This is a genomic window from Azorhizobium sp. AG788 (assembly GCF_943371865.1).
Lineage (GTDB): Bacteria > Pseudomonadota > Alphaproteobacteria > Rhizobiales > Xanthobacteraceae > Azorhizobium.
Genome location: NZ_CALRWL010000007.1, coordinates 24,165 through 46,758 on the forward strand (window position 1 = coordinate 24,165; position 22,594 = coordinate 46,758).

The 22,594-nt window shown below is 67.5% G+C and carries 19 protein-coding genes; 12 read left to right on the top strand and 7 right to left on the bottom strand.

What is annotated here, in order from left to right; all coding sequences use genetic code 11:
• Positions 1 to 15: 15 nt before the first annotated feature.
• Complete coding sequence (locus tag AAG816_RS06320; RefSeq protein ID WP_341988715.1) at positions 16 to 1,644, bottom strand: RNA-directed DNA polymerase; 1,629 nt, start codon at positions 1,642 to 1,644, stop codon at positions 16 to 18.
• A gap of 148 nt (positions 1,645 to 1,792) precedes the next feature.
• On the opposite strand from AAG816_RS06320, the gene AAG816_RS06325 reads away from it, so the two are divergent.
• The gene (locus AAG816_RS06325; protein ID WP_341988716.1) at positions 1,793 to 2,335 is read left to right on the top strand and encodes a hypothetical protein; all 543 of its coding nucleotides are present in this window, start codon (positions 1,793 to 1,795) and stop codon (positions 2,333 to 2,335) included.
• 310 nt (positions 2,336 to 2,645) lie between these two features.
• Here the strand turns inward: AAG816_RS06325 and AAG816_RS06330 are convergent, their stop codons facing one another.
• The 4 genes from AAG816_RS06330 to AAG816_RS06345 form a co-directional block, all read right to left on the bottom strand.
• Complete coding sequence (locus AAG816_RS06330) at positions 2,646 to 3,317, bottom strand: GntR family transcriptional regulator (protein WP_341988718.1); 672 nt, start codon at positions 3,315 to 3,317, stop codon at positions 2,646 to 2,648.
• Positions 3,318 to 3,343: 26 nt separating this feature from the next.
• Positions 3,344 to 3,694 (bottom strand): RidA family protein, encoded by a 351-nt coding sequence (locus AAG816_RS06335; protein ID WP_341988719.1) that lies wholly within the window; start codon positions 3,692 to 3,694, stop codon positions 3,344 to 3,346.
• A gap of 68 nt (positions 3,695 to 3,762) precedes the next feature.
• Entirely contained in the window at positions 3,763 to 4,674 is a 912-nt protein-coding gene (locus AAG816_RS06340; protein ID WP_341988720.1) for an NAD(P)-dependent oxidoreductase, read from the bottom strand.
• A 473-nt stretch (positions 4,675 to 5,147) separates the two neighbouring features.
• Positions 5,148 to 5,924: a CBS domain-containing protein gene (locus tag AAG816_RS06345; RefSeq protein ID WP_341988721.1), complete on the bottom strand. Its 777-nt coding sequence runs from the start codon at positions 5,922 to 5,924 to the stop codon at positions 5,148 to 5,150.
• A 394-nt stretch (positions 5,925 to 6,318) separates the two neighbouring features.
• Between AAG816_RS06345 and AAG816_RS06350 the strand changes: the two genes are divergently transcribed.
• The 3 genes from AAG816_RS06350 to AAG816_RS06360 all read left to right on the top strand — a co-directional run bounded on the left by AAG816_RS06350 (position 6,319) and on the right by AAG816_RS06360 (position 13,074).
• Positions 6,319 to 8,232 (top strand): autotransporter assembly complex family protein, encoded by a 1,914-nt coding sequence (locus AAG816_RS06350; protein WP_341988723.1) that lies wholly within the window; start codon positions 6,319 to 6,321, stop codon positions 8,230 to 8,232.
• A complete protein-coding gene (locus tag AAG816_RS06355) occupies positions 8,232 to 12,542 on the top strand; it encodes a translocation/assembly module TamB domain-containing protein (RefSeq protein ID WP_341988724.1) in 4,311 nt (1,436 codons plus the stop codon). Before AAG816_RS06350 ends, AAG816_RS06355 begins: the two co-directional genes overlap by 1 nt.
• Before the next feature lie 148 nt (positions 12,543 to 12,690).
• Positions 12,691 to 13,074, top strand: coding sequence for a YkvA family protein (locus tag AAG816_RS06360; RefSeq protein WP_341988725.1), 384 nt, complete (start codon positions 12,691 to 12,693; stop codon positions 13,072 to 13,074).
• Between the two features lie 27 nt (positions 13,075 to 13,101).
• On the opposite strand, the gene AAG816_RS06365 is transcribed toward AAG816_RS06360, so the two are convergent.
• Positions 13,102 to 14,082 (bottom strand): NADPH:quinone oxidoreductase family protein, encoded by a 981-nt coding sequence (locus AAG816_RS06365; RefSeq protein WP_341988726.1) that lies wholly within the window; start codon positions 14,080 to 14,082, stop codon positions 13,102 to 13,104.
• 289 nt (positions 14,083 to 14,371) lie between these two features.
• On the opposite strand from AAG816_RS06365, the gene AAG816_RS06370 reads away from it, so the two are divergent.
• The 5 genes from AAG816_RS06370 (at position 14,372) to AAG816_RS06390 (ending at position 17,785) form a co-directional block, all read left to right on the top strand.
• On the top strand, positions 14,372 to 14,914 hold the full coding sequence (locus AAG816_RS06370) for an invasion associated locus B family protein (protein WP_341988727.1): 543 nt from the start codon (positions 14,372 to 14,374) through the stop codon (positions 14,912 to 14,914).
• Positions 14,915 to 15,016: 102 nt separating this feature from the next.
• Positions 15,017 to 16,237 (top strand): 23S rRNA (adenine(2503)-C(2))-methyltransferase RlmN, encoded by a 1,221-nt coding sequence (gene rlmN / locus AAG816_RS06375; protein WP_341988826.1) that lies wholly within the window; start codon positions 15,017 to 15,019, stop codon positions 16,235 to 16,237.
• Between the two features lie 88 nt (positions 16,238 to 16,325).
• On the top strand, positions 16,326 to 16,712 hold the full coding sequence (locus tag AAG816_RS06380; RefSeq protein ID WP_341988728.1) for a VOC family protein: 387 nt from the start codon (positions 16,326 to 16,328) through the stop codon (positions 16,710 to 16,712).
• Between the two features lie 5 nt (positions 16,713 to 16,717).
• Complete coding sequence (locus tag AAG816_RS06385) at positions 16,718 to 17,221, top strand: hypothetical protein (RefSeq protein WP_341988729.1); 504 nt, start codon at positions 16,718 to 16,720, stop codon at positions 17,219 to 17,221.
• An 84-nt stretch (positions 17,222 to 17,305) separates the two neighbouring features.
• A complete protein-coding gene (locus tag AAG816_RS06390; protein ID WP_341988730.1) occupies positions 17,306 to 17,785 on the top strand; it encodes a hypothetical protein in 480 nt (159 codons plus the stop codon).
• Between the two features lie 40 nt (positions 17,786 to 17,825).
• Here the strand turns inward: AAG816_RS06390 and AAG816_RS06395 are convergent, their stop codons facing one another.
• Positions 17,826 to 18,446, bottom strand: a complete 621-nt coding sequence (locus tag AAG816_RS06395) for a 2-hydroxychromene-2-carboxylate isomerase (protein ID WP_341988731.1) — start codon at positions 18,444 to 18,446, stop codon at positions 17,826 to 17,828.
• A gap of 131 nt (positions 18,447 to 18,577) precedes the next feature.
• Here AAG816_RS06395 and AAG816_RS06400 point away from each other — a divergent pair, with 131 nt between their 5' ends.
• From AAG816_RS06400 to AAG816_RS06410, 3 genes are all read left to right on the top strand, one after another.
• Positions 18,578 to 19,414, top strand: coding sequence for a phosphatase PAP2 family protein (locus tag AAG816_RS06400; protein ID WP_341988732.1), 837 nt, complete (start codon positions 18,578 to 18,580; stop codon positions 19,412 to 19,414).
• A 118-nt stretch (positions 19,415 to 19,532) separates the two neighbouring features.
• Complete coding sequence (locus tag AAG816_RS06405) at positions 19,533 to 20,759, top strand: argininosuccinate synthase (RefSeq protein WP_341988733.1); 1,227 nt, start codon at positions 19,533 to 19,535, stop codon at positions 20,757 to 20,759.
• 60 nt (positions 20,760 to 20,819) lie between these two features.
• Positions 20,820 to 22,592 (top strand): hypothetical protein, encoded by a 1,773-nt coding sequence (locus AAG816_RS06410; protein ID WP_341988734.1) that lies wholly within the window; start codon positions 20,820 to 20,822, stop codon positions 22,590 to 22,592.
• The last annotated feature ends 2 nt before the right edge of the window (positions 22,593 to 22,594 follow it).

The following is a 22,594-nucleotide window of genomic DNA, read 5'->3' on the forward strand; positions in this document are numbered from 1 at the left end:
CGTACCGGTAGGCGTTTAGCTGGCATGGTTCACCCATTCCTGGAACAGAGCTCCGAAGTCGCCCTGCGTGTGCTTCTCTATTCCAAGTCGCCAGGCCACCGATAGCGTGCCGCGCAACTGCTTCCGTGAGTGCTCTCCCTCATCTCCAAATGCGCCTGCCGCCAGCCAGAGCATCCGTTGCTCGTCAGCCCCAAGGGTCTGCCACTGGTTGCGAAGACGGATGAAACTCGCTCGGTCGCGCCAGTGGCGCCAGCAATCGATGCAGGCCCGACGAACCGATGCGGACTGTGTGTCTTCGTAGGTCCTGCGGACGAAGACCCCGCGGGAGTCGGTCCTTACGAACCGGATAACCCGTAGATAATGCAACATGTTCGCTTCTGGAACAAGAAGATGGGCAGCGGCACTAGGGATTCGATCAAGCAGCCTATCGATAGCGTCGAAGATGGATGCGAACTCGTGATTCGCCCGAACCGCATAGACCCCGCGCATAATCTTCGACCAGGAGGCACGAAATGAATCGAGATTGTCCGCATCGAGAAGGGTGGCGCAGAGCTGAACTGCGACGCTTGGCTCCTGGAATTTGAGGGCGCGTCCGATCTGGGCGAGCACGAAGGCGTCAGGCTGTGACTTCTCCCGCTCAAGGTCAAGCAGAAACGATATGTCGATTTTCTCAAAAGATTGCTTGAGTTTCTCGTATTGGGCGGTGGGACTGTCGGAATATGGGTCGAAATGGAGGTCCAGCTCCCTCAGCGCAAGACTTGCGTCCTCGCCATCTCCCAATTGCGCAGATACGAAGTCTCGATAATGCTTTGCGCTGAGGATCGTCGTTTTACTGCGGTTGAGAGAAAGTCCGTAGTCTGCGAGCGCGTGCGAGAGAATCGAGAGCGCCTTATAGGCATCCTGTCGGGAACGACAGATCAAAGTATAGTCGTCGACATATCGATGCCAGACGAGGCCGGAATCGGAGAGCGAGCGATCGATTGGCGTCATCATCACTTCGGCCAGTATCCGTGCGCACTGCCCGCCGACCGGCAGACCGAAGGAGCGACCGGCCGCAAGCTGGCTGAGGATGCGATCGATCTGCACAGCGACGGTCGAGTCCGGCGCCAGATCGTTCAGGACGCTCTCCAATCGATGGTGGTATATGTGCTCGTAGAAGCTTGAGATGTCGGTCTGGATAACGACGGAGCCTTCCTGATTCAGGTCAAGCTCATCCAGGGTTGCAAGCTTGTAGGTGCGCCATGACCTCCCGCGATCGAAAAAGCCCGGACCTTCAGACGCAAGCCGGTAGGAGTGCGCCCGATCGCTCCGTTGGCTTTCATTCGCCTCTGCAATCGCTAGGCCCAGGCCGTTGAGATAGAGGTTCCAGAACGGATGGATCTTCGTAGTGATCCGAAAACCGTGCGGCCCTGACGGAACCAGCAGGCGTTCCGCCGCGATTGCCAGCCCGTTCATGAAACTGACGGCCTTCCCGACTTTGCCTGTTTCGATGCTCTGAAACAGGTCGAGACAGAGCGTCGCGAGTTCGCTGGCCATCCCTTTCACGAAAGCGGCATCTAAATCGTACGGCAGCGTGTCGTTCTCACCGCTGTGGCCGATCTCGAGCGCCGCCCGTGAAAAACAACTGATGTCGACCTTGATCATTTCGGAATTACTTCTCGCATGGTGTATCGACGGAATGACCAGCCGGCGCCACCATCTTGCAGAGGGACGAATTGCATGTCCACTATAGGCCCGTCACGAGCCAGACGCGCGAACAACATACTGCCGACCAAGAGACGGATGGGAGGACATGCACGGTTACCCGCCGGGGGCGATCTGGCCTGCCGAGAATGAGGACGATGTCCAGATGCGGGAGGTCTACTCACGCTATGGCCTTGCCATGTACTGCGCGCAGGTGCTCGAACACGGGATGGTCAACGCGGTGATTATCGCCCGCATGCTGCCGACATTGCGCGGGCATCCGGACCGCTCGGCATGGGAGGACGCGTTTGACCGCGCCTACGATGTCGAATTCGCCAAGACATTCGGCAACATGCTCCGCGCGCTCGGGCAGTTCAACCTGCCGGAGGAACTGATGGAGCGGTTGCGCGGTGCCAAGTCCGAGCGTGATCGTCTCGCCCATGGGTTCTTCCGCGAGCACGCCGAGGACTTCCTTGGTCGGGCAGGTCGGATCAGGATGACCGCCGAGTGCGAAGACGCGATCGAGATGTTCTCAACGATCGACGCCGATTTAGAGGAGCACATGCGGCCGCAGCGCGAGCGATATGGCATCACGAACGAATGGATCGAAATGCATCTTGCGGCGACCTTGGCAACGGCGCCCCCCTCATGACGCCGCAATCTCCGACCTTAATCGCCGAATGCCTAGCGGCCATCATCCATCAGATGACTGAAGGGCCGCTTTGGAGCGATGCCTCAATGTCGGGAGCTCGCCCATCCCCTCATCCCCGGACTTGATCCGGGGATCCACGCGGCGCCGCTTGGACCACGCCCGAAAAGCCCGCGCCAACGGCCCGGCGTGGATGGCCGGGACAAGCCCGGCCATGACGAGGGGAGAGGCGTTCGCTTAAGTGCCCGCACGGCGCTCGCGGCGGCTCTGGGACCGCAGGTCCATTGCCCCAGCCACCCGTCACCCCGCCCCCTCACCCGCCCATATAAATCCGCGCATAGCCTTCCTTGATGGCCGCGGTGATCTGGTCCATGCGGCCGGCGATGTGCCGCTCCAGAAGGGCCGCGCAGCCGGCCGCGTCGCCGGCCTTGAGCGCCAGCAGCATCAGGCGGTGCTCGCCCTGGGAGGCGACGCGGTCCTCGCGGCCCATGTCGATCCAGCGCACGAAGCGGATGCGGGCGTTCACATTGCGCAGCACCCGCAGCATCTCGGCATTGCCGGACATGGCCAGCAGGCGCTCGTGGAACATCTCGTCCAGTTCCACCAGTTCCACCGGGGTGCGGGTGCCGGGATCGGGGCCGGTGGCATCGAGAAACGCCAGCAAGGCGTCGATCTCGCCCGCCGGCGCCCGGCGGGCCGCCAGCCAGACCCCGGCCACCTCCACCGCACTGCGCAGTTCGTAAAGGTCCAGCACATCCTGGGCGTTGAGGTCGCGGCAGAAATAGCCCTTGCCGGGCTCCAGCCGCAGAAAGCCCTCGCTGGTCAGGCGGTTGAGGGCCTCGCGCAAGGGGGTGCGGCTGACGCCGAGATGCTGGGCCACCTCGCCCTCATTGAGCCGCGCGCCGGGCTTGAAGGCATAGCGCACCGCCATGGCCTTGACCTGTTCATAGACCCGCTCGGCCATGCTGTCGGCGCTGGTGTCCATGGGGGCAACCGTCCGGCGCGCGGGGCTCAGAGCGCCGCCGTGGTGACGATCTCCACCTTGTAGGCGGGATCGGCCAGCGCCACCTGGCCGCAGCAGCGGGTGGGGGTCTGGCCGGGGATCACCCAGGCATCCCACACCGCATTGAAGGCGGCAAAATCCGCCATGTCCGCCAGCCAAACCTGGGCGGTGAGCAGGCGGGAGCGATCGGTGCCGGCCTGGGCCAGGATGTCGTCGATCTTGGCCAGCACCTGGGTGGCCTGGGTGGCGATGTCGGCGCCCTTGTCGTCCGCCACCTGTCCGGTGAGGTAGACGAGGCCATTATGGGTGAGGGCGCGGCTGCGGCGGGCGGTCTGGTCGAAGCGGACGATGTCGGACATGGGGAACTCCGGGGAAGTGACGGGAAATACGTGGGGACGTGGTGGGGAATCGGTGGGGAACTTCGGCGTTACGACGCGACGATCCGCCGGCAATGTTGCAACGCCGCCTCGATCAGATTGTCGCTGGCCTCCGGGGTGCGGAAGGCGGAATGGGCGGACAAAGTGACGTTATCCAGGGTGGTGAAGGGATGGCCGGCGGGCAGAGGCTCGGTGACGAACACATCCAGCCCCGCATGGCCCACATGGCCGGAGGCGAGCGCCTCCACCAGAGCGTCCTCGTCGATCAGCGCGCCGCGGGCGGTGTTCACCAGGATAACCCCTTGGCGCATCGCCAGGATCTTGTCGCGGGAGAGGAAGCCGCGGGTGTCGTCATTGAGCAGCAGATGCAGCGAAATCGCATGGCTCTGCGCCAGCAGGTCGTCCAGCGGCACGAAGGTCACGCCGGGGGCGGTCTTGGGGGTGCGGTTCCAGGCGATCACCTTCATGCCGGCGCCCACCGCCAGGCGCGCCATCTCGGCGGCAATGCCGCCAAAGCCAATCAGGCCAAGGGTTTTCCCGGTCAGTTCCACCCCATCGGTGCGCAGCCACTTCCCGGCCCTAACCCCCCGGTCCATATAAGCAAATCCCTTCGCCCCGGCCCACATCAAGGCAAAGGCACACTCGGCCACAGCGGTGTCTCCATACCCCTTGATGATATGGACCTCGATGCCCAGCTCGGCCAGTTCTTCCGGATTCATATAGCTGCGGGCGCCGGTGCCGAGGAACACCACATGCTTCAAGCCCTTGCACTGCTTGGCGATTTCCGTGGGCAGGCCGGTATGGTCGATGATCGCGATCTGCGCATCCTCGAGCACGGCGGGCAGTTCGGCCGGGGTGACGTCCGGCTGCCGGTTCACCGCCAGCGGCAGGTCATCGGCCCGACGGAGGCGCTCGGCAACGGCGGCAAGGGTGGGGTTGGCATCCACAAACACGGCACGCATGGGGGTCTCCTGACGGGTGGTCCGCATCACCACAACCATAGGCAGGGCCGATGCGCTTGCCAGCCATTAGGCCTCCGGTGCAATCAGTATTCAAGCCTGTATTCAGATGTGAATATAACGGATTTGTACCTCACCGGAGGTATGGACGACACCCTTTGGCGCCCGTTAGGTTCAGCCCGTAAATTGCGGAGCTGGGGGGATGGCGCGCTGGTTTTTTCAGTGCAAGCCACCCATTATTTTGTGCGCCCAGCCGCGGGAGATGTCCTGAGATTTCAGGCGCTTGCGCGGCAGGACTTTGGTCTCGACATTGTTCGTCAGGTTTCACGATCCACCAGGAGCGCCGGTGACTTTCTGAACCGGCCGATCCTGCTGGCAGGCCGCCAGAGCGGCCGCGGGCCGGCCCCTTGCGCTTCTGCGCCTGCGGAGGCGGCTCGCCCCCATCGCCCCGGCCCCATCACGGTGGGCAGCCTCGGCTAGATCCCGTCCCCATGGCCCGCCGGCGGCGGCCCGTCCGGCGGCTCCACGAACGCCCCGGAGAGGGGCTCGATGAAGACCAGATGGTCCTTCACCCCCACCGCGCCCGGCGCCTGCTCCGCCAGGACCCGCAATGCATTCCGCTGCTCAGCCACCAGGATCACGCCGCACAGGTGAACCACCCCGTGCGCGACGATCACGCTGATCCCCAATTGCGGCGCCCACGGCTGCTCGGCAATCCGCGCCAACACCCACTGCCGCAGGGCCACGTCCCCGGCGGGGGTGCCCGTTGGCAGGGCTTCGGTGGCGGCAGTATCGAGGGCGCTCATCCACTGGCCGGCCTTGGCCATCGCCTTCATCAGATCGGCCCGGCTGACGATCCCCACCAGGCGCCCGCCGTCCAGCACGGGCAGGCGGCGGATGCGGTGATGCTCCATCAGCCGCACCACCTCGGCGAGGTCGGTGTCCGGGGCAATGGTCAGAACCTCCGGCGCCATGATGTCCCCCACCAGCACCGCATGGGCTTCCACATAGTCCTCCGCCAGCGCCCCATCCCCCCGCACCAGCGCCATCAGGCGCGAGCGGGTGCGGCCGGTGCCCAGTTCCGCCCGGTGCAACAGATCCGCTTCGGAGATCAGGCCGATCACCGCCCCGGTGTCGTCGACCACCGGCAGGGCGCTGATATGGGCGGCGACCATGCGCTCCGCCGCCTCCCGCACCCGTTCTCCCGGCTTGGCCGTCAAGGGATCGCGGGTCATGACGTCAGCGGCTTTCATGGCAGTCTCCACATTCAAGCCCCGATGCTCTGCCCCGCGCCCGCGGGCGCCTTGATCCGCATCAAGGGCTTGCGATGGGGCACGGCGATCGCGATCACACTTCGTTCAGCATGATCGTCCTTTTGGCGGATCTATTTCCCCCGCCTCAGGCTTATGGACACGCGCCCTGCCCTAAACCGGCAGGGGAGGGTTGTGCCGCGTCAAGGAGACCGGCTAGACCCTAGGGGAGGTCACATTCTCTCCTGGTTTCCGCCGCATATTGCGGCCTTTGGCGAGTGGTGGGGTGCGTTTGCGGTTGTATTCGGCGCGGCAGCGGTCGCAAGGGGAGCAGCGTGCGACGCGCCGGCTGGGAAGGCCCGGGGCTCGGACGGTCCGCACCCTCACGCTCGGCGTGATGACCGCGACCCTGATCGCCCCGCCCGCCGCACGGGCCCAGGACAGCGGCATATTCAACGCCCAATTCTTCGACAAGGCCATGGCCTGGTTCAACCCGGACAAGGCCAAGACGGATGGCGCGCCGGCCGATGCCGTGCCCTATGCGGTCACCATTGATGTCACCGGCGACAGCGCCGCCCGCGCTGCCGTGACCGACGCCTCCAACCTGGATCGGTTGAAGACCACTGCGCCGTCGGGTGCCGCGGGCCTGGTCCGGCGGGCGCTGGCCGATCGCGAGCGCATCGTCGCGGCGCTCTATTCGGATGGCTATTACGGCGGCCGGATCAGCATCACGGTGGCCGGTGTGGCGGCCGATGCCCCCACCGTGTTCGATACCGTGGAGCGCGCCCGGCGCTCCGGCCCGGTGCCGGTGGTGGTGAAGGTGGACACCGGGCCACTGTTCAATTTCGGCACCATCCGGGTGCTGGACCCCGCCGGGCGCCCGCTCGCCGGCGCGCCCAGCTACAGCCAGATGCGCGTCATTCCCGGCCAGCCGGCCAAGGCCACCGCGGTCACCGGGGCGGAACGGGTGATCGTCAGCGCCTTGCGCGACCAGGCCCACCCGTTCGCCAAGGTGGACGGCAAGGAGGTGGTCGCCGACCACGCCGCCCATACGCTGGACGTGACCTTCCGCGTGAACCCCGGCCCGGTGGCCACCTTCGGCCCCTTCACCGTGTCCGGCACCAAGGGGCTTGATTCCAAGTTCGTCACCGACCGGATCGACATCCGCCCCGGCGAGCCCTATTCCCCCCAGCGGCTGGCGGATCTGCGCAAGCGGCTGGCGGGTTACGAAATCATCGGCTCCGTGCGCTTCCGCGAAGCCGAGCGGCTGAATGCCCAAGGCCAATTGCCCATCGAAGTGGAAGTCGGCGAGCGCGAGCCGCGCTATGTGGGCTTCGGCGCCAAATATTCCAACACCGACGGCTCGTCCGCCAATGCCTTCTGGGGCCACCGCAATCTGTTCGGCGGCGGCGAAACCCTGCGTCTCGATGCCCAGGTCACTTGGTACAGCGAGGGCTCGGACGCGGTGCCCACCGCCGATCCGTTCGGCTACAAGGTCTCGGCCAGCTTCTCCAAGCCCGGCATCTTCACCGCCAATGAGGACCTGGTGGCCGAAGCCGCCGCCCTGCGCGAGGTCACCAACGCCTATGTGCGCGAGGGCGTCACCTTCCTCGGCGGGGTCCGGCATCGCTTCAATGACGACTGGAATGGCCAGGTGGGCGTGGATCTGGAGCAGTCCACAGTCCAGGACACCTATGGCACCACCGACCCGTTCATCGCCGGCGTGCCGGTGAGCGTCACCGGCGATACCACCGACAATGCCCTGGACGCCACCCGCGGCTACAAGTTCAGCGCCACGGTGGAGCCCTTCGCCGCCTTCGGCGACAGCGGCGCCGGCACGGTGATGGTGAAGGGCTCGCTGTCGGCCTATCACGCCTTCGACGAGGACAAGCGCTGGATCCTCGCCGGCAAGGTGGCCGCCGGTTCGCTGATCGGCCCGCAATTGCTCGATGTGCCGGCGCAACGGCGCTTCTATGTGGGCGGTGGCGGCTCGCTGCGCGGCTTCGACTACCAGACCGCCAGCCCGCGCAATGCCCAGGGCATCGTCATCGGCGGCCTGAGCTTCTTCACCGCCTCCACGGAACTGCGGTTCAAGCTCACCGACACCATCGGCATCGTGCCGTTCTTCGACATGGGCGCGGCGTTCGCGTCCGAGATGCCGGACTTCAGCGCCATGTATTATTCCGCCGGTATCGGACTGCGCTATTACACCGCCGTGGGGCCGGTGCGGCTGGACTTTGCCGTGCCGCTCAATCCGGTGAGCGGCGATTCCAAATATGGCGTCTATCTCAGCCTCGGACAGGCCTTCTGATGCGCGCCGCCAGCCTCATCGCCCGCACCCTCGGCACCGCGATCGTCCTCATCGCGGTGGGCGCGGGCCTGATCTTCGGCGCGGTCCAGACCGGCCCCGGCAAGGCACTGTTGGCCCGGTTCGCCAGTTCCTTGGTGTCCGGCGGCGGCCTTGGCGTCACCATGACCGATCTGGGCGGCTTCATCCCCTCGGACCTGACGGTGGGGGGCATCGAGCTGTCGGATCCACAGGGCGTGTTCGCGCGGGTCCACGGGGTGGAACTGAAATGGTCGCCATTGGCCCTGCTGTCCGGCCTTGTCCATGTGGAGCGGCTGGAAGCGGCCAAGGTCGAGCTGTTGCGGCGCCCGCAACTGCCGACGGCGCCTGCGGATGCAAACAGCGGCGGCGGTTTGCCAATGGTCCAATTGGTGCTGGACCGGCTGAGCGTGCGCCAGATCGAACTGGCGGAGCCGGTGGCGGGACATGCGGCCAGCCTGTCTTTGACCGGCGCGGTGACGCTCCTGGAGCCGGTGCGCGGCATTTCTCTGAGCTTCGCCCTCGACCGCACGGACATGCCCGGCTCGGTCAGCGGCAAGGCGCATTACGCCCCCGGGGACCAAAGCCTGGAGATGAACCTGCAGGCTCACGAGCCCGCTGGCGGGCTCGTGGCGCGCCTCCTCGGGCTGGAAGGGCTGCCGGCCCTGGACGGGCAATTGCGCGGAACCGGCCCCCTCACCCGGTGGGACGGCAACCTCTCCCTGCGCGCCGGGACGGCGCTTTCGGTGGACGCCAGTGCCTGGATCCGGGCGGAAGGGACCAATTATCGCGTCACCTTCTCCGGTGATGGCGACCTGTCGCAGGCGATGCCCGCAGCCTATGCGCCGCTGCTGACCGGGAAGACCAGTCTTGAGGGCGATGCCACCCTCACGCCCGCCTATCTGGTCACGCTCACGAGGCTCACCGTGCGCGCTGCGGCCGGGACGGCCCTGGTCCGCGGCACCATCGACGCCCCGGCCGCCACCGGATCGCTCGCCTTCGACGCCACGCTGGCGGGCTCCGCCGCCCTGTCCAAGCTCGCGCCGGGCCTCTCCTTCTCCACCGCACGGGCGGTTGGCACGCTGGAGGGTGCGCTGGCGCAACCGCGCATCGCCGCCACCCTCACCGCCGAGTCCCTCTCCGGCGCCGGCTATGGCGCAAAAACGGCCCGCCTTCAGGCCACAGCCACTCCCGCATCAACGGCCGGCCTGCAATGGCAGCTGGACGGACGCCTCGACGGCCTTAGCGCGGCAGACCCCAAGGTCGCCCAGGCGTTGGGAGCCAGCGGCACGCTCGCCCTGTCCGGCCTCCTGCCCAAGGCCGGCACGCCGAGCCTGACGGCCGCCACCATCGCCCTCACGCCCCTGGACCTGTCCTTTGCCGGCCAGGCCACCCCCGGCGCGGTAACCGGGACGCTCGCGGTCTCCCGGCTGGATCTGGCGGCGCTGACGCCTTTGGCGGGGCGCCCCCTTGGCGGCACCGCCACCTTGAAGGCGCAATTGAGCACGCCGGCCAGCGGCGGCTTTGCCGCCGATTTCACCGGCGACGCGAAGGATGTGCTCACCTCCGATCCGGTTCTGGACGGGCTGGTGGGCCGCACGGCGCAGATCTCCGGCGGCCTCACCTATGGCCAGGACGGGGCGGTGGCAGTCCGCGCGCTCCAGGTCACCGCCGGCGGCGTGGACCTCGGCGTGAACGGGCGCATCGACCGGGCGGTAGCGGATCTCACCGCCCGCCTCGTGCTGGCGGATCTGGCCCGGCTCGACCCTCGCCTCTCCGGTCGTCTCGACGGCACCGCCGCCTTTGCCGGCACGCTGGAGGCGCTGTCCGCCAAGGCCCGCCTTTCCCTCGCCACCGGTACCGCCATGGGGCGCCCGGTCCGCGACCTGGTGGTGGATCTGACCGGAACCGACCTCACCAAGCTGCCCGGCGCCCAGATGGCCGCCGCCGGCAGCGTCGGCGGCAAGGCCTTGAAGGGTCATGCCGCCCTGGCCAGCGCAGCCGACGGCAGCCGCAGCCTGACCAATCTCGACCTGACCCTCGGCGCCGCCCGCGCCCAGGGCAATGTCACGCTGGCCGCCTCCGGGCTGATGAGCGGCCAGATGCAACTGGCGGCGCCCGATCTCGCCGATCTGTCCGCTTTGGCGCTGGCGGAGATGTCCGGTGCGCTCAATGCGACCCTGACCCTGGATACGGATGCCGGCCGCCAGCGCATTGCGCTCAAGGCCAATGCGGTGCGCCTCACCGCGCCGGGCACCCGGCTGGAGCGAGGCGATATCGACCTCGTCACCACCGACCCCGCGCAATCGGTGACGCTGACCGGGCGGGCGGTGCTGGCCGGACTGGAGACCAAGGGCATCCGGGCAGAGCGGGCCACGCTGACCGCCACCGCCGCCGGAACGGGCGCCACGGACCTCAAGCTGGATGCGGAGGTGGAAGGCACCACGCTGGCCGCAACCGGGCGCTTCACCGCGCAACCGCGCGCCTATGGGCTGCGGCTGGAGACCTTGCGCCTCGCCAAGGCGCCCAGCACCCTGACCCTCGCGGCGCCGGCCACCTTCACCTATGCCGACGGCGTCATGAGCGTGGATCGCCTCGCCCTTTCCAGTGGTGGCGGCACCGCCGTGCTCCAGGGCCGCGCCGGCGAGCAGGTGGAGCTGAGCCTCGACCTCCGCAACCTGCCGCTGTCCTTGGCGGGCCTTACGGCCCCCACCCAGGGCCTGACCGGAACCGTGAGCGGCTCGGCCCAGCTCTCCGGTCCCTCGACTGCCCCCACCGGGCGCTACAACCTCACGGTGGCGCGGGCGAGCCAGCCGGATTTGCAGCGCTCCGGCGTCGGACCGCTGGATCTCAGAGCCGAAGGTGCCTTCGCCGACGGGCGCGTCACCATTCGCTCCACCCTCACCGGGCCATCCTTGTCCGGCGTCACCATGACCGGCTCGGCGCCGCTGGGAGACGGTCCGCTGGATCTGGCGGTGAAGGGGCAAGTGAGCCTCGGCATCGCCAATGCGGTACTGGCGGTCTCCGGCGCCCGCGCCGCCGGCAATGCCATCATCGACGCCACGGTGAAGGGCACCACCACCAATCCCAGCGCCGGCGGCACCGTGCGCATCACCGGCGGGCGCTATGACGACGCCCTGAACGGCGTGACCCTGGATCGCATCGAGGCGACCCTCACCGGCACCGACCGCTCGGTGACGCTCTCCTCCCTGACCGCGCGGACGCCCAATGGCGGCAGCGTCACCGGCCGGGGCAGCGTGACCCTGGACCCCGCTGCCGGCTTCCCCGGCCAGGGCGAGATCACGCTGCAGAATGCCGCCCTCGTCTCCAGCGACCTGATGCGGCTGGTGGCGGATGGGCGGCTTACCCTGGGCGGCACCCTGGCGAGCCGGCCCACGGTGAGCGGGCGCATCGACGTGCGCAACCTCGACATCAACATTCCCGACCGCCTGACCTCGTCCGGCGCGCAGCTCAACGTGCGGCACGTCAATGTGCCCCCCGGCACCGCGCCGACCCTGCCGCGCGCGGCCAAAGCCGGCCCCACCGCCGCCAAGGCGGCCCGGGGCGCCCAGCAGGCCCGTGCCCAGGGTCCGCTGGTGGCGAGCCTTGATCTGACCATCTCCGCCGCCAACCGGGTATTCGTGCGCGGCATGGGCATGGATGCGGAACTGGGCGGCGATCTGACCGTACGCGGCACCAGCGCCGCGCCGGTCACCGTGGGCGGGTTCCAACTGCGCCGGGGACGGTTCGACGTTCTGGGCAAGCGGCTGGATTTCAGCCGCGGCGTCGTCACCTTCAGCGGCTCCACCGATCCCGACCTCGACTTCGTCGCCGAGAGTTCCGCCAATGATGTCACCGCCCGCATTCAGGTGACGGGACCGGCCTCCGCGCCGGAAATCCTGTTCACCTCCACCCCCACCTTGCCCCAGGACGAGGTGATCGCCCGGCTGTTGTTCGGCAAGGCCACGGGACAGCTCTCCACCGGGCAGGCGCTGCAGGTGGCGCAGACGGTGGCGCAATTCTCCGGTCGCGGCGCCGGGGCTCTCGACCAGATGCGGCGGCAGTTGGGCGTGGATAGCCTCGATGTCGGCACCAATACCGAGGGCAATGGCGGCGAGGTCGGGTTCGGCAAGCGGATCAACGACAATGTCTATCTGGGGGTGCGCCAGGGCACCACCGCCGGCTCCAGCCGCGCCACCATCGATGTGGATGTCACCAAGAATATCCGCATCCAGGGCGGCGCCGGTGCGGATGGCTCCGGCGAAGTGGGCATCGGCGCCCAGTGGGACTATTAGCGGCCCGCATCACCACGGCCTAGCGGCGGGAACGCCAAGCTACCGCTCTGATTTGCCAGCCGTTTGGTGGCTCGGGCTGGTTGGTGGCTCGGGCGATCTTGCGCCCGGCGCAGGACACCCCCATCTCGGGAACATGAACACGAGCGAGATGCCCAGCACTTCCACCGACTGGAGCGCCCTGCCCCCCGAGGAGCGGGCCAAGGCGCAGGAGGACGAAGCGCGCGTGCGCGGCGGCTTCTGGCGCAAGCTGAAGGGCGGCGCGGCGCGCGTGCCCTTCGCCAGCGATGCCTTGGCGGCTTATTACACCGCCTTCGACCGGGAGACCCCGCTGCGGGTGCGGGCGGGCTTTCTGGCGGCGCTGGCCTATTTCGTGCTGCCCATCGACGGCATCCCGGACATCCTGCCGATGATCGGCCTCGGCGACGATGCGCTGGTGCTGGTGGGCGCCATGAAGATGCTGGCGGGCCATATCAAGCCGCACCATTATGAGGCGGCGCAAGCGACCCTCAAGGCCGCCCGCGAGGAGGCCTGAGACCTGGTTGCGGCCGACGCCGGACGCTCACAGGCCGGTGGTCAGCACCACCTTGCCCTTGACCCGGCGGCCGGCGATTTCATCCAGCGCCGCCGCGCACTGCGCCAGCGGGAAGGTGGCGTCCACATGGGCGGAAATGCGCCCGGCGCGAGCGTAGGCCATGAGGTCGCACACCGCTGCGGTGAGCCAGGCACCATCGCGGCGGGCCTGGGTACCGAAGGCGACGCCGCGGGCATCACAATTCTTCAACAGCAACAGGTTGAGCGGCAATTTGGGAATGTCGCCGGCGGCAAACCCCACCACCAGCAGGCGCCCGCACCAGCCGAGCGCCCGCACCGCCTGTTCCGACTGTTCCCCGCCCACCGGATCGAACACCACATCCAGCCCCTCGCTGCCGCCCAGGTCCTTGAGGCGGAGCTTGAGGTCTTCCTTGGTGTAGTCGAGGCCGATATCGGCGCCATGGGCGAGGGCGAAGGCGACCTTCTCCGCCGAGGAGGCGCAGGCGATCACCCGCGCGCCGAGGATCTTGCCCAGTTCCACCGCGGCCAGCCCCACCCCGCCGGCGGCACCCAGCACCGCCAGGGTCTGGCCGGGCTTCAGCTCCCCGCGCTCACGCAGCGCATAAAGGCTGGTGCCATAGGTGACGATGAGGCCGGCGGCCCGCACCAGATCCAAATCGTCCGGCACCACGGCGAGGCGATCTGCCCGCGCCAGCACCTGCTCACGGGCGGCGCCATAGCCCAGATAGCCGCAGACCCGCGTGCCCACGGACAGGCCGGTCACGCCCTCCCCCAGGGCCGACACGATGCCCGCGAACTCGCCGCCCGGCGAGAACGGCAGTTCGGGCTTCTGCTGGTAGAGGTCGCGGATGATCAGCGTATCGAAGAAGTTCAGCCCCACGGCCGCCACATCCACCCGCACCTCGCCGCGTCCCGGCTGCGGGGTCGGCAGATCAGCGATCTCCAGGCCTTCGGCAGGTCCATGGCGCACGCACAGCACGGCCTTCATCAGCGGGGATCTCCGGAGGGCGGGGCCGGCGAACACAGGCGCCCGACTGATTCGAAATGGACCCGGCAGCGGGCTGCCACACGCCGCTCCGGAACGGTGCGCAATTGCCGTGGCGTGAGGAACACCGGGGAAAATGGCCCTCAAACGCTGCGAACTGACCCACATTAATGAAAACGGAAACCTTGTGTGTGCCATTTTTTGGTCGGCGTCCCCAATTACGGAGACGTCGAGTCCGTACGACACCGTTGGCGGTCTCCCCGCGGACCGCATATCTCGTTCAGGAGCGCCCATGGCCCACCATCCTGCTAGCTTCAACCGGGCACGCCTGGCCCTCATGGCGGTTGCGCTGATGGTATGCGCCGCCGTGCCCGCCGCGGCCCAGGGGCAAGGCCCGGGGGCCTCCAAGCCGGTGGCCCAGTTTGGCGACTGGAGCGTCTACACCAGCACCAGCAACCCCAAGGTCTGCTATGCCATTTCCCAGCCCAAGGACCGCCAGCCCGGCGGACTGAAGCGGGATCCGGCCTATTTCTTCATCAGCACCCGCCCTGGCGAGAATGTGAAGAACGAGGTCAGCCTGACCATGGGCTTCGCGCTGAAGGAAGGCTCCGAGGCCAAGCTGAAGGTCGGCAATACCACTTTTGATCTCTACACCAAGGCCGAAGGCGCCTGGGTGCGGAACGTGGCCGACGAAGGCCGGCTGGTGGACGCCCTGCGCAAGGGCAAGGACGTGACCGTGGTCTCCACCTCCGTGCGCGGCAATGCCACCACCGACAAATACTCCCTCACCGGCATCGTCCAGGCGCTCGACCGGGTGGCGCAGGAGTGCAAGTAGGGCAACGCATAGCGCCACCTTCGGCGCGCGCCGCATACCGGCGTGGCGAGCCCTGCGTCGTCCCGGTAGCGGGACGGCGCGGAACAAAGTATGTATGCGCCCATGATGCCCGCTCCTGAACCTGCGACCGTCCCCGCGGCGGCGCCCGTGCCATTGGCTATCCCCCTGCCGTCCCTCGCCGGTCTCGACCGCGCGAAGCTGGGCGCTGCTTTGTCTGCGATCGGCATTGCCGAGCGCGAGCTGAAGATGCGGGTGAACCAGCTCTGGCACTGGATCTACCTGCGCGGCGCCACCGATTTCGCCGAGATGACCAACGTCTCCAAGCACCTGCGGGCGCTGCTGGCGGAGCATTATTCGCTCGCCCGCCCCGAGATCGTGGTGGAGCAGGTGTCGAAGGACGGCACCCGCAAGTGGCTGCTGCGCCTGCCCTCCCAAACGCCCGGCGAGCGGCCGCACGAGGTGGAAGCGGTCTATATTCCCGAGCGGGATCGCGGCACGCTGTGCGTCTCCAGCCAGGTGGGCTGCACGCTCAATTGCTCCTTCTGCCACACCGGCACCCAGCGGCTGGTGCGCAACCTCACCGCCGCGGAGATCGTGGCGCAGGTGCTGGTGGCCCGTGACCAGCTGGGCGATTATCCCGGCCGCGACCGCGCCATCGGCCCCGGCCTGCCCACCGAGGGCGAGCGCCTGGTGACCAACATCGTGTTCATGGGCATGGGCGAGCCGCTCTATGCCTATGATTCGGTGGCGGAAGCGGTGGAGATCCTCGCCGATGGCGACGGCCTCGGCCTCGGCAAGCGGCGCATCACCGTCTCCACCTCGGGCATCGTGCCGGAGATCGAGCGGCTCGGGCGCGAGGTCGGCCCCATGCTGGCGATCTCGCTGCACGCGGTGCGCGACGAACTGCGCGACGTGCTGGTGCCCATCAACAAGAAGTATCCCATCGCCCAGTTGCTGGAGGCGTGCCGCACCTATCCGCCGGCCTCCAATGCCAAGCGCATCACCTTCGAATATGTGATGCTCAAGGGCGTGAACGACAGCGCCGCCGATGCCCGCGCTTTGGTGCGGCTGCTGGAGGGCATTCCGGCCAAGATCAATCTGATCCCGTTCAACCCCTGGCCCGGCACCCAGTATGAGTGCTCCGACTGGGAGACCATCGAGAAGTTCTCGGACATCGTGTTCCGCGCCGGCTATGCCAGCCCGGTGCGTACGCCGCGCGGCCGCGACATTCTGGCCGCCTGCGGCCAGCTCAAAAGCGAGACCGAGAAGCTCTCGGCGCGCGAGCGTCTGGCGCTCCGGGCCATGGCAGCGGCAGCCGAGTGAGCCGCTGAGCCGGCGCCCTCCCGGGGATGACGGTGTCGGAGCTGGTCCCGTGTTGCCGCATTCCCCCCGTTCGCAGGAGACCTGCGCCATGCTCGACCACATCGGTCTGACCGTCAGCGATTTTGCCCGCTCCAAGGCCTTCTATCTCGCCGCCCTGGCGCCATTGGGGATCAAGGTGGCCATGGAGGTGAGCGCAGCCGAAACCGGCGGCTATGTCGGCGCCGGATTTGGCGATGCGGGAAAGCCCTATTTCTGGATCGGCGCGGATGGCAAGCCGGCAGGCCATGGGCATGTGGCCTTCGCCGCCCCCGACCGGGCGACGGTGGATGCCTTTTATGCGGCAGCCCTCGCGGCCGGCGCCACGGACAACGGCGCCCCCGGCCTGCGCGCCCATTACCACCCCACCTATTACGGCGCCTTCGTCCTCGACCCGGACGGCCATAATATCGAAGCGGTCTGCCACGGACCCGCATGACCGCCATGGATAGCGTCTTCCGTCTCCTTCTGCGTTTCCTGCTGATTCCGGTGGGCGTGCTCGCCGCCATCCTCACCGGCACCGCCGTCATCCTGTTCGGCCAGTGGCGCATCGGCGCCATCGCCGATCAGGCGCTGGAGCCGGAGGCGTTCATCGCCGTGGTGCAGGCGCTGTTCACCGGCACCTTCCTCATCACGTTCCTGGTGTGCGTCATGTGGCTGGTGGCCTTGGTCGGCGTGCTGTTCTCCGAGACCTTCGCGGTGCGCTCGTGGATGTTCCACGCCGGCAATGGCGCGGTCTCCGCCTTCATCGGCGCGCGGCTGTTTCCCAGCGTGAGCGGCGAGACGGCGCCGCTGGCGGAGCCGCTCTATCTGCTGGCGGCGGGCTTGGCCGGCGGGCTCATCTACTGGCTGATCGCCGGCTGGAGCGCCGGCTTCTGGAAGCCGATGCGCCCGTCCGCCCCCTTGCACCGCACGCCCCTTCCCAACGACCTGCCACCTGCGACGTAGGGGCGAGCGTCCCGAGAAGGCAGGTTGGGGACAGCTACGGGTGCCATCTATGCTGACGGCATAGACATCCGTGCGGAGGAAGAGTTGCCCGACCACAGCCGCCTGTTCATGCGCTTGGCGCTCATATCCATGGGCCTCGCTCTCGCGGTGCTCTCCGGCAGCGTGGTCGCGGCCTATGGCCTGGCCGTCGCCCCGCGGCCCACGGTCTCCAGCCTCTGGATCGCCGACGCCGGCTTGGCGCTGGCCGCCCGCAACCCGCCGTTCATGATCCTGGTGGCCGCCGCCCTGGCGCAGATTCTCACCATCTGGAAGGTGGCCCTGGTGGGCATCATCGCCTCGGAAGTGTTCGAGATCCGCTCCTGGATGTTCCAGGCGGCCAATGGCGCCGCGTCCGCCTTCGTGGCATCGCATCTCTACGGCCTCGGCCTCGCCGAGGGCCTGGCGTTCGTCAGCCCCGACCACATGCTGACCGCCGGGCTGGTGGGCGGCACCGCCTATTGGGCCGTGGCCGGCTACACTGCCGGCTTCCGCGAACCGGACACCTTCGCCCTGCACGCCGCCTGAGGCGCCCCCGCCTCCCGGCGGGCGTCCTCCCCGGCGGGCGTCAGCCGGTCGCCATCGCTGCGCTGAGCACCGCGTGCGCGATGGCCTGCTTGAGGCGATCGTTGCCCCAGAACAATTCCCCATCTCCGGTGACGAAGCTGGGGGCGCCGAACACGCCTGCAGCGCGCGCCCGCTCGGTCTGGGCCTTCAGCGCGGCCTTGTTCTCCGCCGTCTCCGCTTCCGGGATCACATTGTCGCAGAAGTGGCCGAGGCCGGCGAGCACCTGGCGCACCACTTCGCGGTCGCCGATATCGCGGCCCTGCGCGAACGCTGCCTTGAACAAAGCGATGGTGAAGGCCGGGCGCGAGGCATCATTGAGCTTCAGCGCCACCCGCGCCGCGAGCAGGCCGTTGGCCGGAAACGGATCGGGCTGGGTGATGTCCGGCAGGCGATAATGCACCGCCAGTCGCTGCAGATCGCGCCACATATGCGCGCCCTTCAGCGGGAAGTCGTTGAACGGCGACGAGGTATAGCCCTGTTCGGCGAAGATCGGCCCCAGGAGGAACGGGCGCCAGTTCACCTCGACGCCGGCAGCCTCCGCCATGGGGCCGATGCGGGTCGCGGCCAGATAGGAATAAGGCGAGGCGAACTCGTAATAGAAATCGAGGGCTGGCCTTCTCATCGCCGTCTCCTGCGCGTAAATCGAGCGGGACTGTCCCGCTGAACGATGCCGCCCGCAAGGGTCGAGATCAAAAAGCGCACGGTTACGTCGAAGCTTACGCAGGCCTGCGGTGCGACCGCAGGGCGAGGAGAATGTGCGCGGTGCGGTGGCTGGTGTTCTTCGCCCTGGTGATGGGCGCCGCGGTGGCAATCCTGTTTGCGGTGTTTCCCGCATGGGATCTCGCCATCACCGCCTGGTTCTGGGATGCGGGCAGCCGCAGCTTTGCGCTGGCGAGTTCGTCCTGGGGACGGCAGCTGCGCTCCGCCGGCAATATCCTGCCCTGGCTGGTGGCCGCGCCCGCCTTCGTGGCACTGGTGCTCAAATTGATCTTTCCCCGCCGCGCCATGTTCATGCCCGCCCGCCCAGCCTTGCTGCTGGCGCTGACCATGGCCATCGGCCCCGGCCTGCTGGTGAACGGCCTGCTGAAAGAAAAATGGGGTCGCCCCCGCCCGGTGCATGTGGAGGAGTTCGGCGGCCAGAAGGCATTCAATCCCTGGTATTCCACCCAAGGCACCTGCCCCGGCAACTGCTCGTTCGTTTCCGGCGAAGGGGCGCTGGGCTTCTGGCTCACCGCGCCCGCCAGCCTGGTACCCGGCCCGCTGGGGGTGGTGGCGCTGGGCGCGGCGGTGGTCTTCGGTGCGGCCGCGGGCGGGTTGCGCATTGCCTTCGGCGGCCATTTCTTCACCGATGTGGTGTTTTCCGGGGTCCTGGTGATCCTGGTGGTGATCCTGGTGCGCTGGTGGCTCTATGACCGGCGGGGCGCCCCAACCAATGCGCAGGCGGAAGCCTGGGTGGCGGAAGCCGGCCTGGCGCTACACACAGTGGTGGGCCTGATCTGGCGCGCGGCGGCAGGATCGTTGCGCTTTGCCGGCCGTGGGATGGCGCGGCTTGTCGCCCGCCTCTTGCCACGCCATCGCGCCGGCCTATAGTCCGCGCGGATTTTCGACCGGGAGCCGGGCCGTACCCTCTTGAGACCGGCGGCCGGTCTTCCGACCCCAACCCGGAGCGTGTTCCTGACGGAGCCGCTCTAGCCTTCGAGAGACGAGTATGTCGCGCGACGTGAAGAAGGTGGTGCTTGCTTATTCCGGCGGGCTCGACACCTCTGTGATCCTGAAGTGGCTCCAGACCACCTATAATTGCGAGGTGGTGACCTTCACCGCTGACCTCGGCCAGGGCGAGGAACTGGAGCCGGCGCGCAAGAAGGCCGAACTGCTCGGCATCAAGCCGGAAAACATCTTCATCGAGGACGTGCGCGAGGAATTCGTGCGCGACTATGTGTTCCCCATGTTCCGCGCCAATGCGGTCTATGAGGGCCAGTATCTGCTGGGCACCTCCATCGCCCGGCCGCTGATCGCCAAGAAGCAGATCGAGATCGCCCGCAAGGTCGGCGCCGACGCGGTGTCCCACGGCGCCACCGGCAAGGGCAACGATCAGGTGCGCTTCGAGCTGGCCTATTATGCGCTGGAGCCGGAAATCAAGGTGATCGCCCCCTGGCGCGAGTGGGATCTGACCTCCCGCACCCGCCTCTTGGAGTTCGCCGAGACCCACCAGATCCCCATTGCCAAGGACAAGCGCGGCGAAGCCCCGTTCTCGGTGGATGCGAACCTGCTGCACTCCTCCTCCGAGGGCAAGGTGCTGGAAGACCCGGCGGATGAAGCCCCGGAATATGTCTACCAGCGCACCATTTCGCCGGAAGCCGCGCCCGACGTGGCAACCACCATCACCATCGCGTTCGAAAAGGGCGACCCCATCGCCATCGACGGCGTTGCGCTGTCCCCGGCCACCCTGCTCGCCAAGCTGAACGAACTGGGCAAGGCCAATGGCATCGGCCGGCTGGATCTGGTGGAAAACCGCTTCGTGGGCATGAAGTCCCGCGGCATCTACGAGACCCCCGGCGGCAGCATCCTGCTGGTGGCCCATCGCGGCATCGAGAGCATCACGCTGGATCGCGGCGCGGCTCACCTCAAGGACGAGTTGATGCCGCGCTATGCGGAGATGATCTACAACGGCTTCTGGTTCGCCCCCGAGCGGGAGATGCTCCAGGCGGCCATCGATCATTCCCAGCATTATGTCACCGGCGAAGTGACCCTGAAGCTCTACAAGGGCAATGTCAGCGTCATCGGCCGCACCAGCCCCTACTCGCTCTATAACCAGGATCTGGTGACGTTCGAGGAAGGCGCCGTGGCCTATGACCACCGCGACGCCGCCGGCTTCATCAAGCTCAACGCCCTGCGGCTGCGCACCTATGGCGCTCGCGCCCGCAAGGCTGGATAAAGCTTGAGGTTGTAGATCCGTCCTTCCAGGGGAGCGATCCCATAGGGGAAGGACGGATCCATGGGTCAGGCCTTGGATGCGGCCACGGAGGCTGCGCAAGACCAGCGTGACGAGGACGAGATCGCGCCCGCGAGTGCCGGCGCGCCCTCGCTTGCGCCCAGTGCCGAGCCCGCCGAGGCGGCTGAGGCCGAAGACGACCCGTTCGACTTCGCCGCCAACAATCGCAAACTGCGCGCCGCCGCCGAAGCCAAGGCCAAGGCGAAAGCCGCCGAGGCTGCACCTGCGCCAGTCGCCAAAGAGCCCGAGCCCGCGGAACCCGCCGAGGCCGAAGACGACCCGTTCGACTTCGCCGCAAACAAGCGCAAGCTCCGCGCTGCCGCAGAAGCCAAGGCCAAAGCGAAGGCCGCAGAGGCTGCACCTGCGCCGGTCGCCAAAGAACCCGAGCCCGCAGAACCGGCCGAGGCGGAAGACGACCCGTTCGACTTCGCCGCCAACAATCGCAAACTGCGCGCCGCAGCCGAAGCCAAGGCCAAGGCGAAAGCCGCAGAGGCTGCACCTGCGCCGGTCGCGAAAGAACCCGAGCCGGCTGAGCCCGCCGAAGCGGAAGACGACCCGTTCGACTTCGCCGCCAACAACCGCAAACTGCGCGCTGCCGCCGAAGCCAAAGCCAAGGCGAAAGCCGCCGAAGCTGCGCCCGAGCCCGTCGCCAAAGAGCCCGAGCCGGCAGAACCGGCCGAGGCGGAAGACGACGCGTTCGATTTTGCCGCCAACAATCGCAAACTGCGCGCCGCAGCCGAAGCCAAGGCCAAGGCGAAGGCCGCCGAAGCCGCGTCCGAGCCGGTCGCGAAAGCACCCGAGCCCGCTCCGCCCGCCGAGGCGGAAGACGACCCGTTCGATTTTGCCGCCAACAACCGCAAGCTCCGCGCTGCCGCCGAAGCCAAGGCCAAAACGTCCGCGGCCGCGCCGCGACCCGCTGCGAAGGAGCCCGCTCAAGACAAGAGCCCGCCTGCCGCCGCTGAGCCCGCTGGCGCCAAGGCGCCCGACGCGGTCGCGGCGCCCGATGCCACGGAGGGGGACGGCGACAGCTTCGATGCCAGCGCCACCGCCAACTATGACGGTGATGACGACGACGCTCCGGTCGTGCTGGCGCCCGAGGCCTCTGGCGCCGCCGTCCAGCCGGAGGTGGCGCCGATTGCGAAGCGGCGCCGGCTGCCCGCGTTCAAACTCCCTGCGTTCAAACGCCCATCGTTCAAACTCCCTGCGCTCAAGCTGCCCGGGTTCAAGCGGTCCGGGGACAAAAAGCCGGCGATCAAAACGCCACGGCCGCGCGCCAAGCTTGCGGGCAAGACGTCCAATTCCAAGCAGCGGGGACTGAAGCCGCTGGTTGTGGCCGGCATCATGGCACCACTCACGATGATCGGCCTCGGCGGTGCCATCTACCTGGCGCGCGATATGATCACGGGAGAGGTCTGCGAGCGCACCGGCTTTCTCTGCCCGCCGGATCTGATGGTGCTCAGCAATATGAAAACCGCGGAGATCCAGGCCGGAGAGGTCCGCGGCATTGCGCGCGTGACCGTGAACGGCCAATTGATCGAGATTGCGGAAACAAACCGCGCCCCACGCTGGGTGCCGATCCTGCCGCTGCTGAAGACCGGGGAGAACCACGTCCTGATTCAGCTCGACACCCGCACCGGCTCCCTGTGCACCGCCACCTTCAGCATGCGGGTCAATGGCACCGAAATCCACGACCTGCATCAGAAATGGTATCTCAAGCTGGCCGATGGAAAACCCGGCAGCTGCCTGACCAAGATGATGAACGTCACGGTGAAATGAGC

Bases quoted from the DNA above. Each gene is read 5' to 3' on its own strand.
- AAG816_RS06355 (WP_341988724.1), top strand. From the start codon at position 8,232: ATGCGCGCCGCCAGCCTCATCGCCCGCACCCTCGGCACCGCGATCGTC.
- AAG816_RS06345 (WP_341988721.1), bottom strand. From the start codon at position 5,924: ATGAAAGCCGCTGACGTCATGACCCGCGATCCCTTGACGGCCAAGCCG.
- AAG816_RS06340 (WP_341988720.1), bottom strand. From the start codon at position 4,674: ATGCGTGCCGTGTTTGTGGATGCCAACCCCACCCTTGCCGCCGTTGCC.
- AAG816_RS06385 (WP_341988729.1), top strand. From the start codon at position 16,718: ATGGATAGCGTCTTCCGTCTCCTTCTGCGTTTCCTGCTGATTCCGGTG.
- AAG816_RS06400 (WP_341988732.1), top strand. From the start codon at position 18,578: ATGTGCGCGGTGCGGTGGCTGGTGTTCTTCGCCCTGGTGATGGGCGCC.
- AAG816_RS06410 (WP_341988734.1), top strand. From the start codon at position 20,820: ATGGGTCAGGCCTTGGATGCGGCCACGGAGGCTGCGCAAGACCAGCGT.
- AAG816_RS06405 (WP_341988733.1), top strand. From the start codon at position 19,533: ATGTCGCGCGACGTGAAGAAGGTGGTGCTTGCTTATTCCGGCGGGCTC.
- AAG816_RS06395 (WP_341988731.1), bottom strand. From the start codon at position 18,446: ATGAGAAGGCCAGCCCTCGATTTCTATTACGAGTTCGCCTCGCCTTAT.
- AAG816_RS06330 (WP_341988718.1), bottom strand. From the start codon at position 3,317: ATGGACACCAGCGCCGACAGCATGGCCGAGCGGGTCTATGAACAGGTC.
- AAG816_RS06380 (WP_341988728.1), top strand. From the start codon at position 16,326: ATGCTCGACCACATCGGTCTGACCGTCAGCGATTTTGCCCGCTCCAAG.
- AAG816_RS06360 (WP_341988725.1), top strand. From the start codon at position 12,691: ATGCCCAGCACTTCCACCGACTGGAGCGCCCTGCCCCCCGAGGAGCGG.
- AAG816_RS06365 (WP_341988726.1), bottom strand. From the start codon at position 14,082: ATGAAGGCCGTGCTGTGCGTGCGCCATGGACCTGCCGAAGGCCTGGAG.
- AAG816_RS06350 (WP_341988723.1), top strand. From the start codon at position 6,319: ATGACCGCGACCCTGATCGCCCCGCCCGCCGCACGGGCCCAGGACAGC.
- AAG816_RS06325 (WP_341988716.1), top strand. From the start codon at position 1,793: ATGCACGGTTACCCGCCGGGGGCGATCTGGCCTGCCGAGAATGAGGAC.
- rlmN (WP_341988826.1), top strand. From the start codon at position 15,017: ATGATGCCCGCTCCTGAACCTGCGACCGTCCCCGCGGCGGCGCCCGTG.
- AAG816_RS06370 (WP_341988727.1), top strand. From the start codon at position 14,372: ATGGCCCACCATCCTGCTAGCTTCAACCGGGCACGCCTGGCCCTCATG.
- AAG816_RS06335 (WP_341988719.1), bottom strand. From the start codon at position 3,694: ATGTCCGACATCGTCCGCTTCGACCAGACCGCCCGCCGCAGCCGCGCC.
- AAG816_RS06320 (WP_341988715.1), bottom strand. From the start codon at position 1,644: ATGATCAAGGTCGACATCAGTTGTTTTTCACGGGCGGCGCTCGAGATC.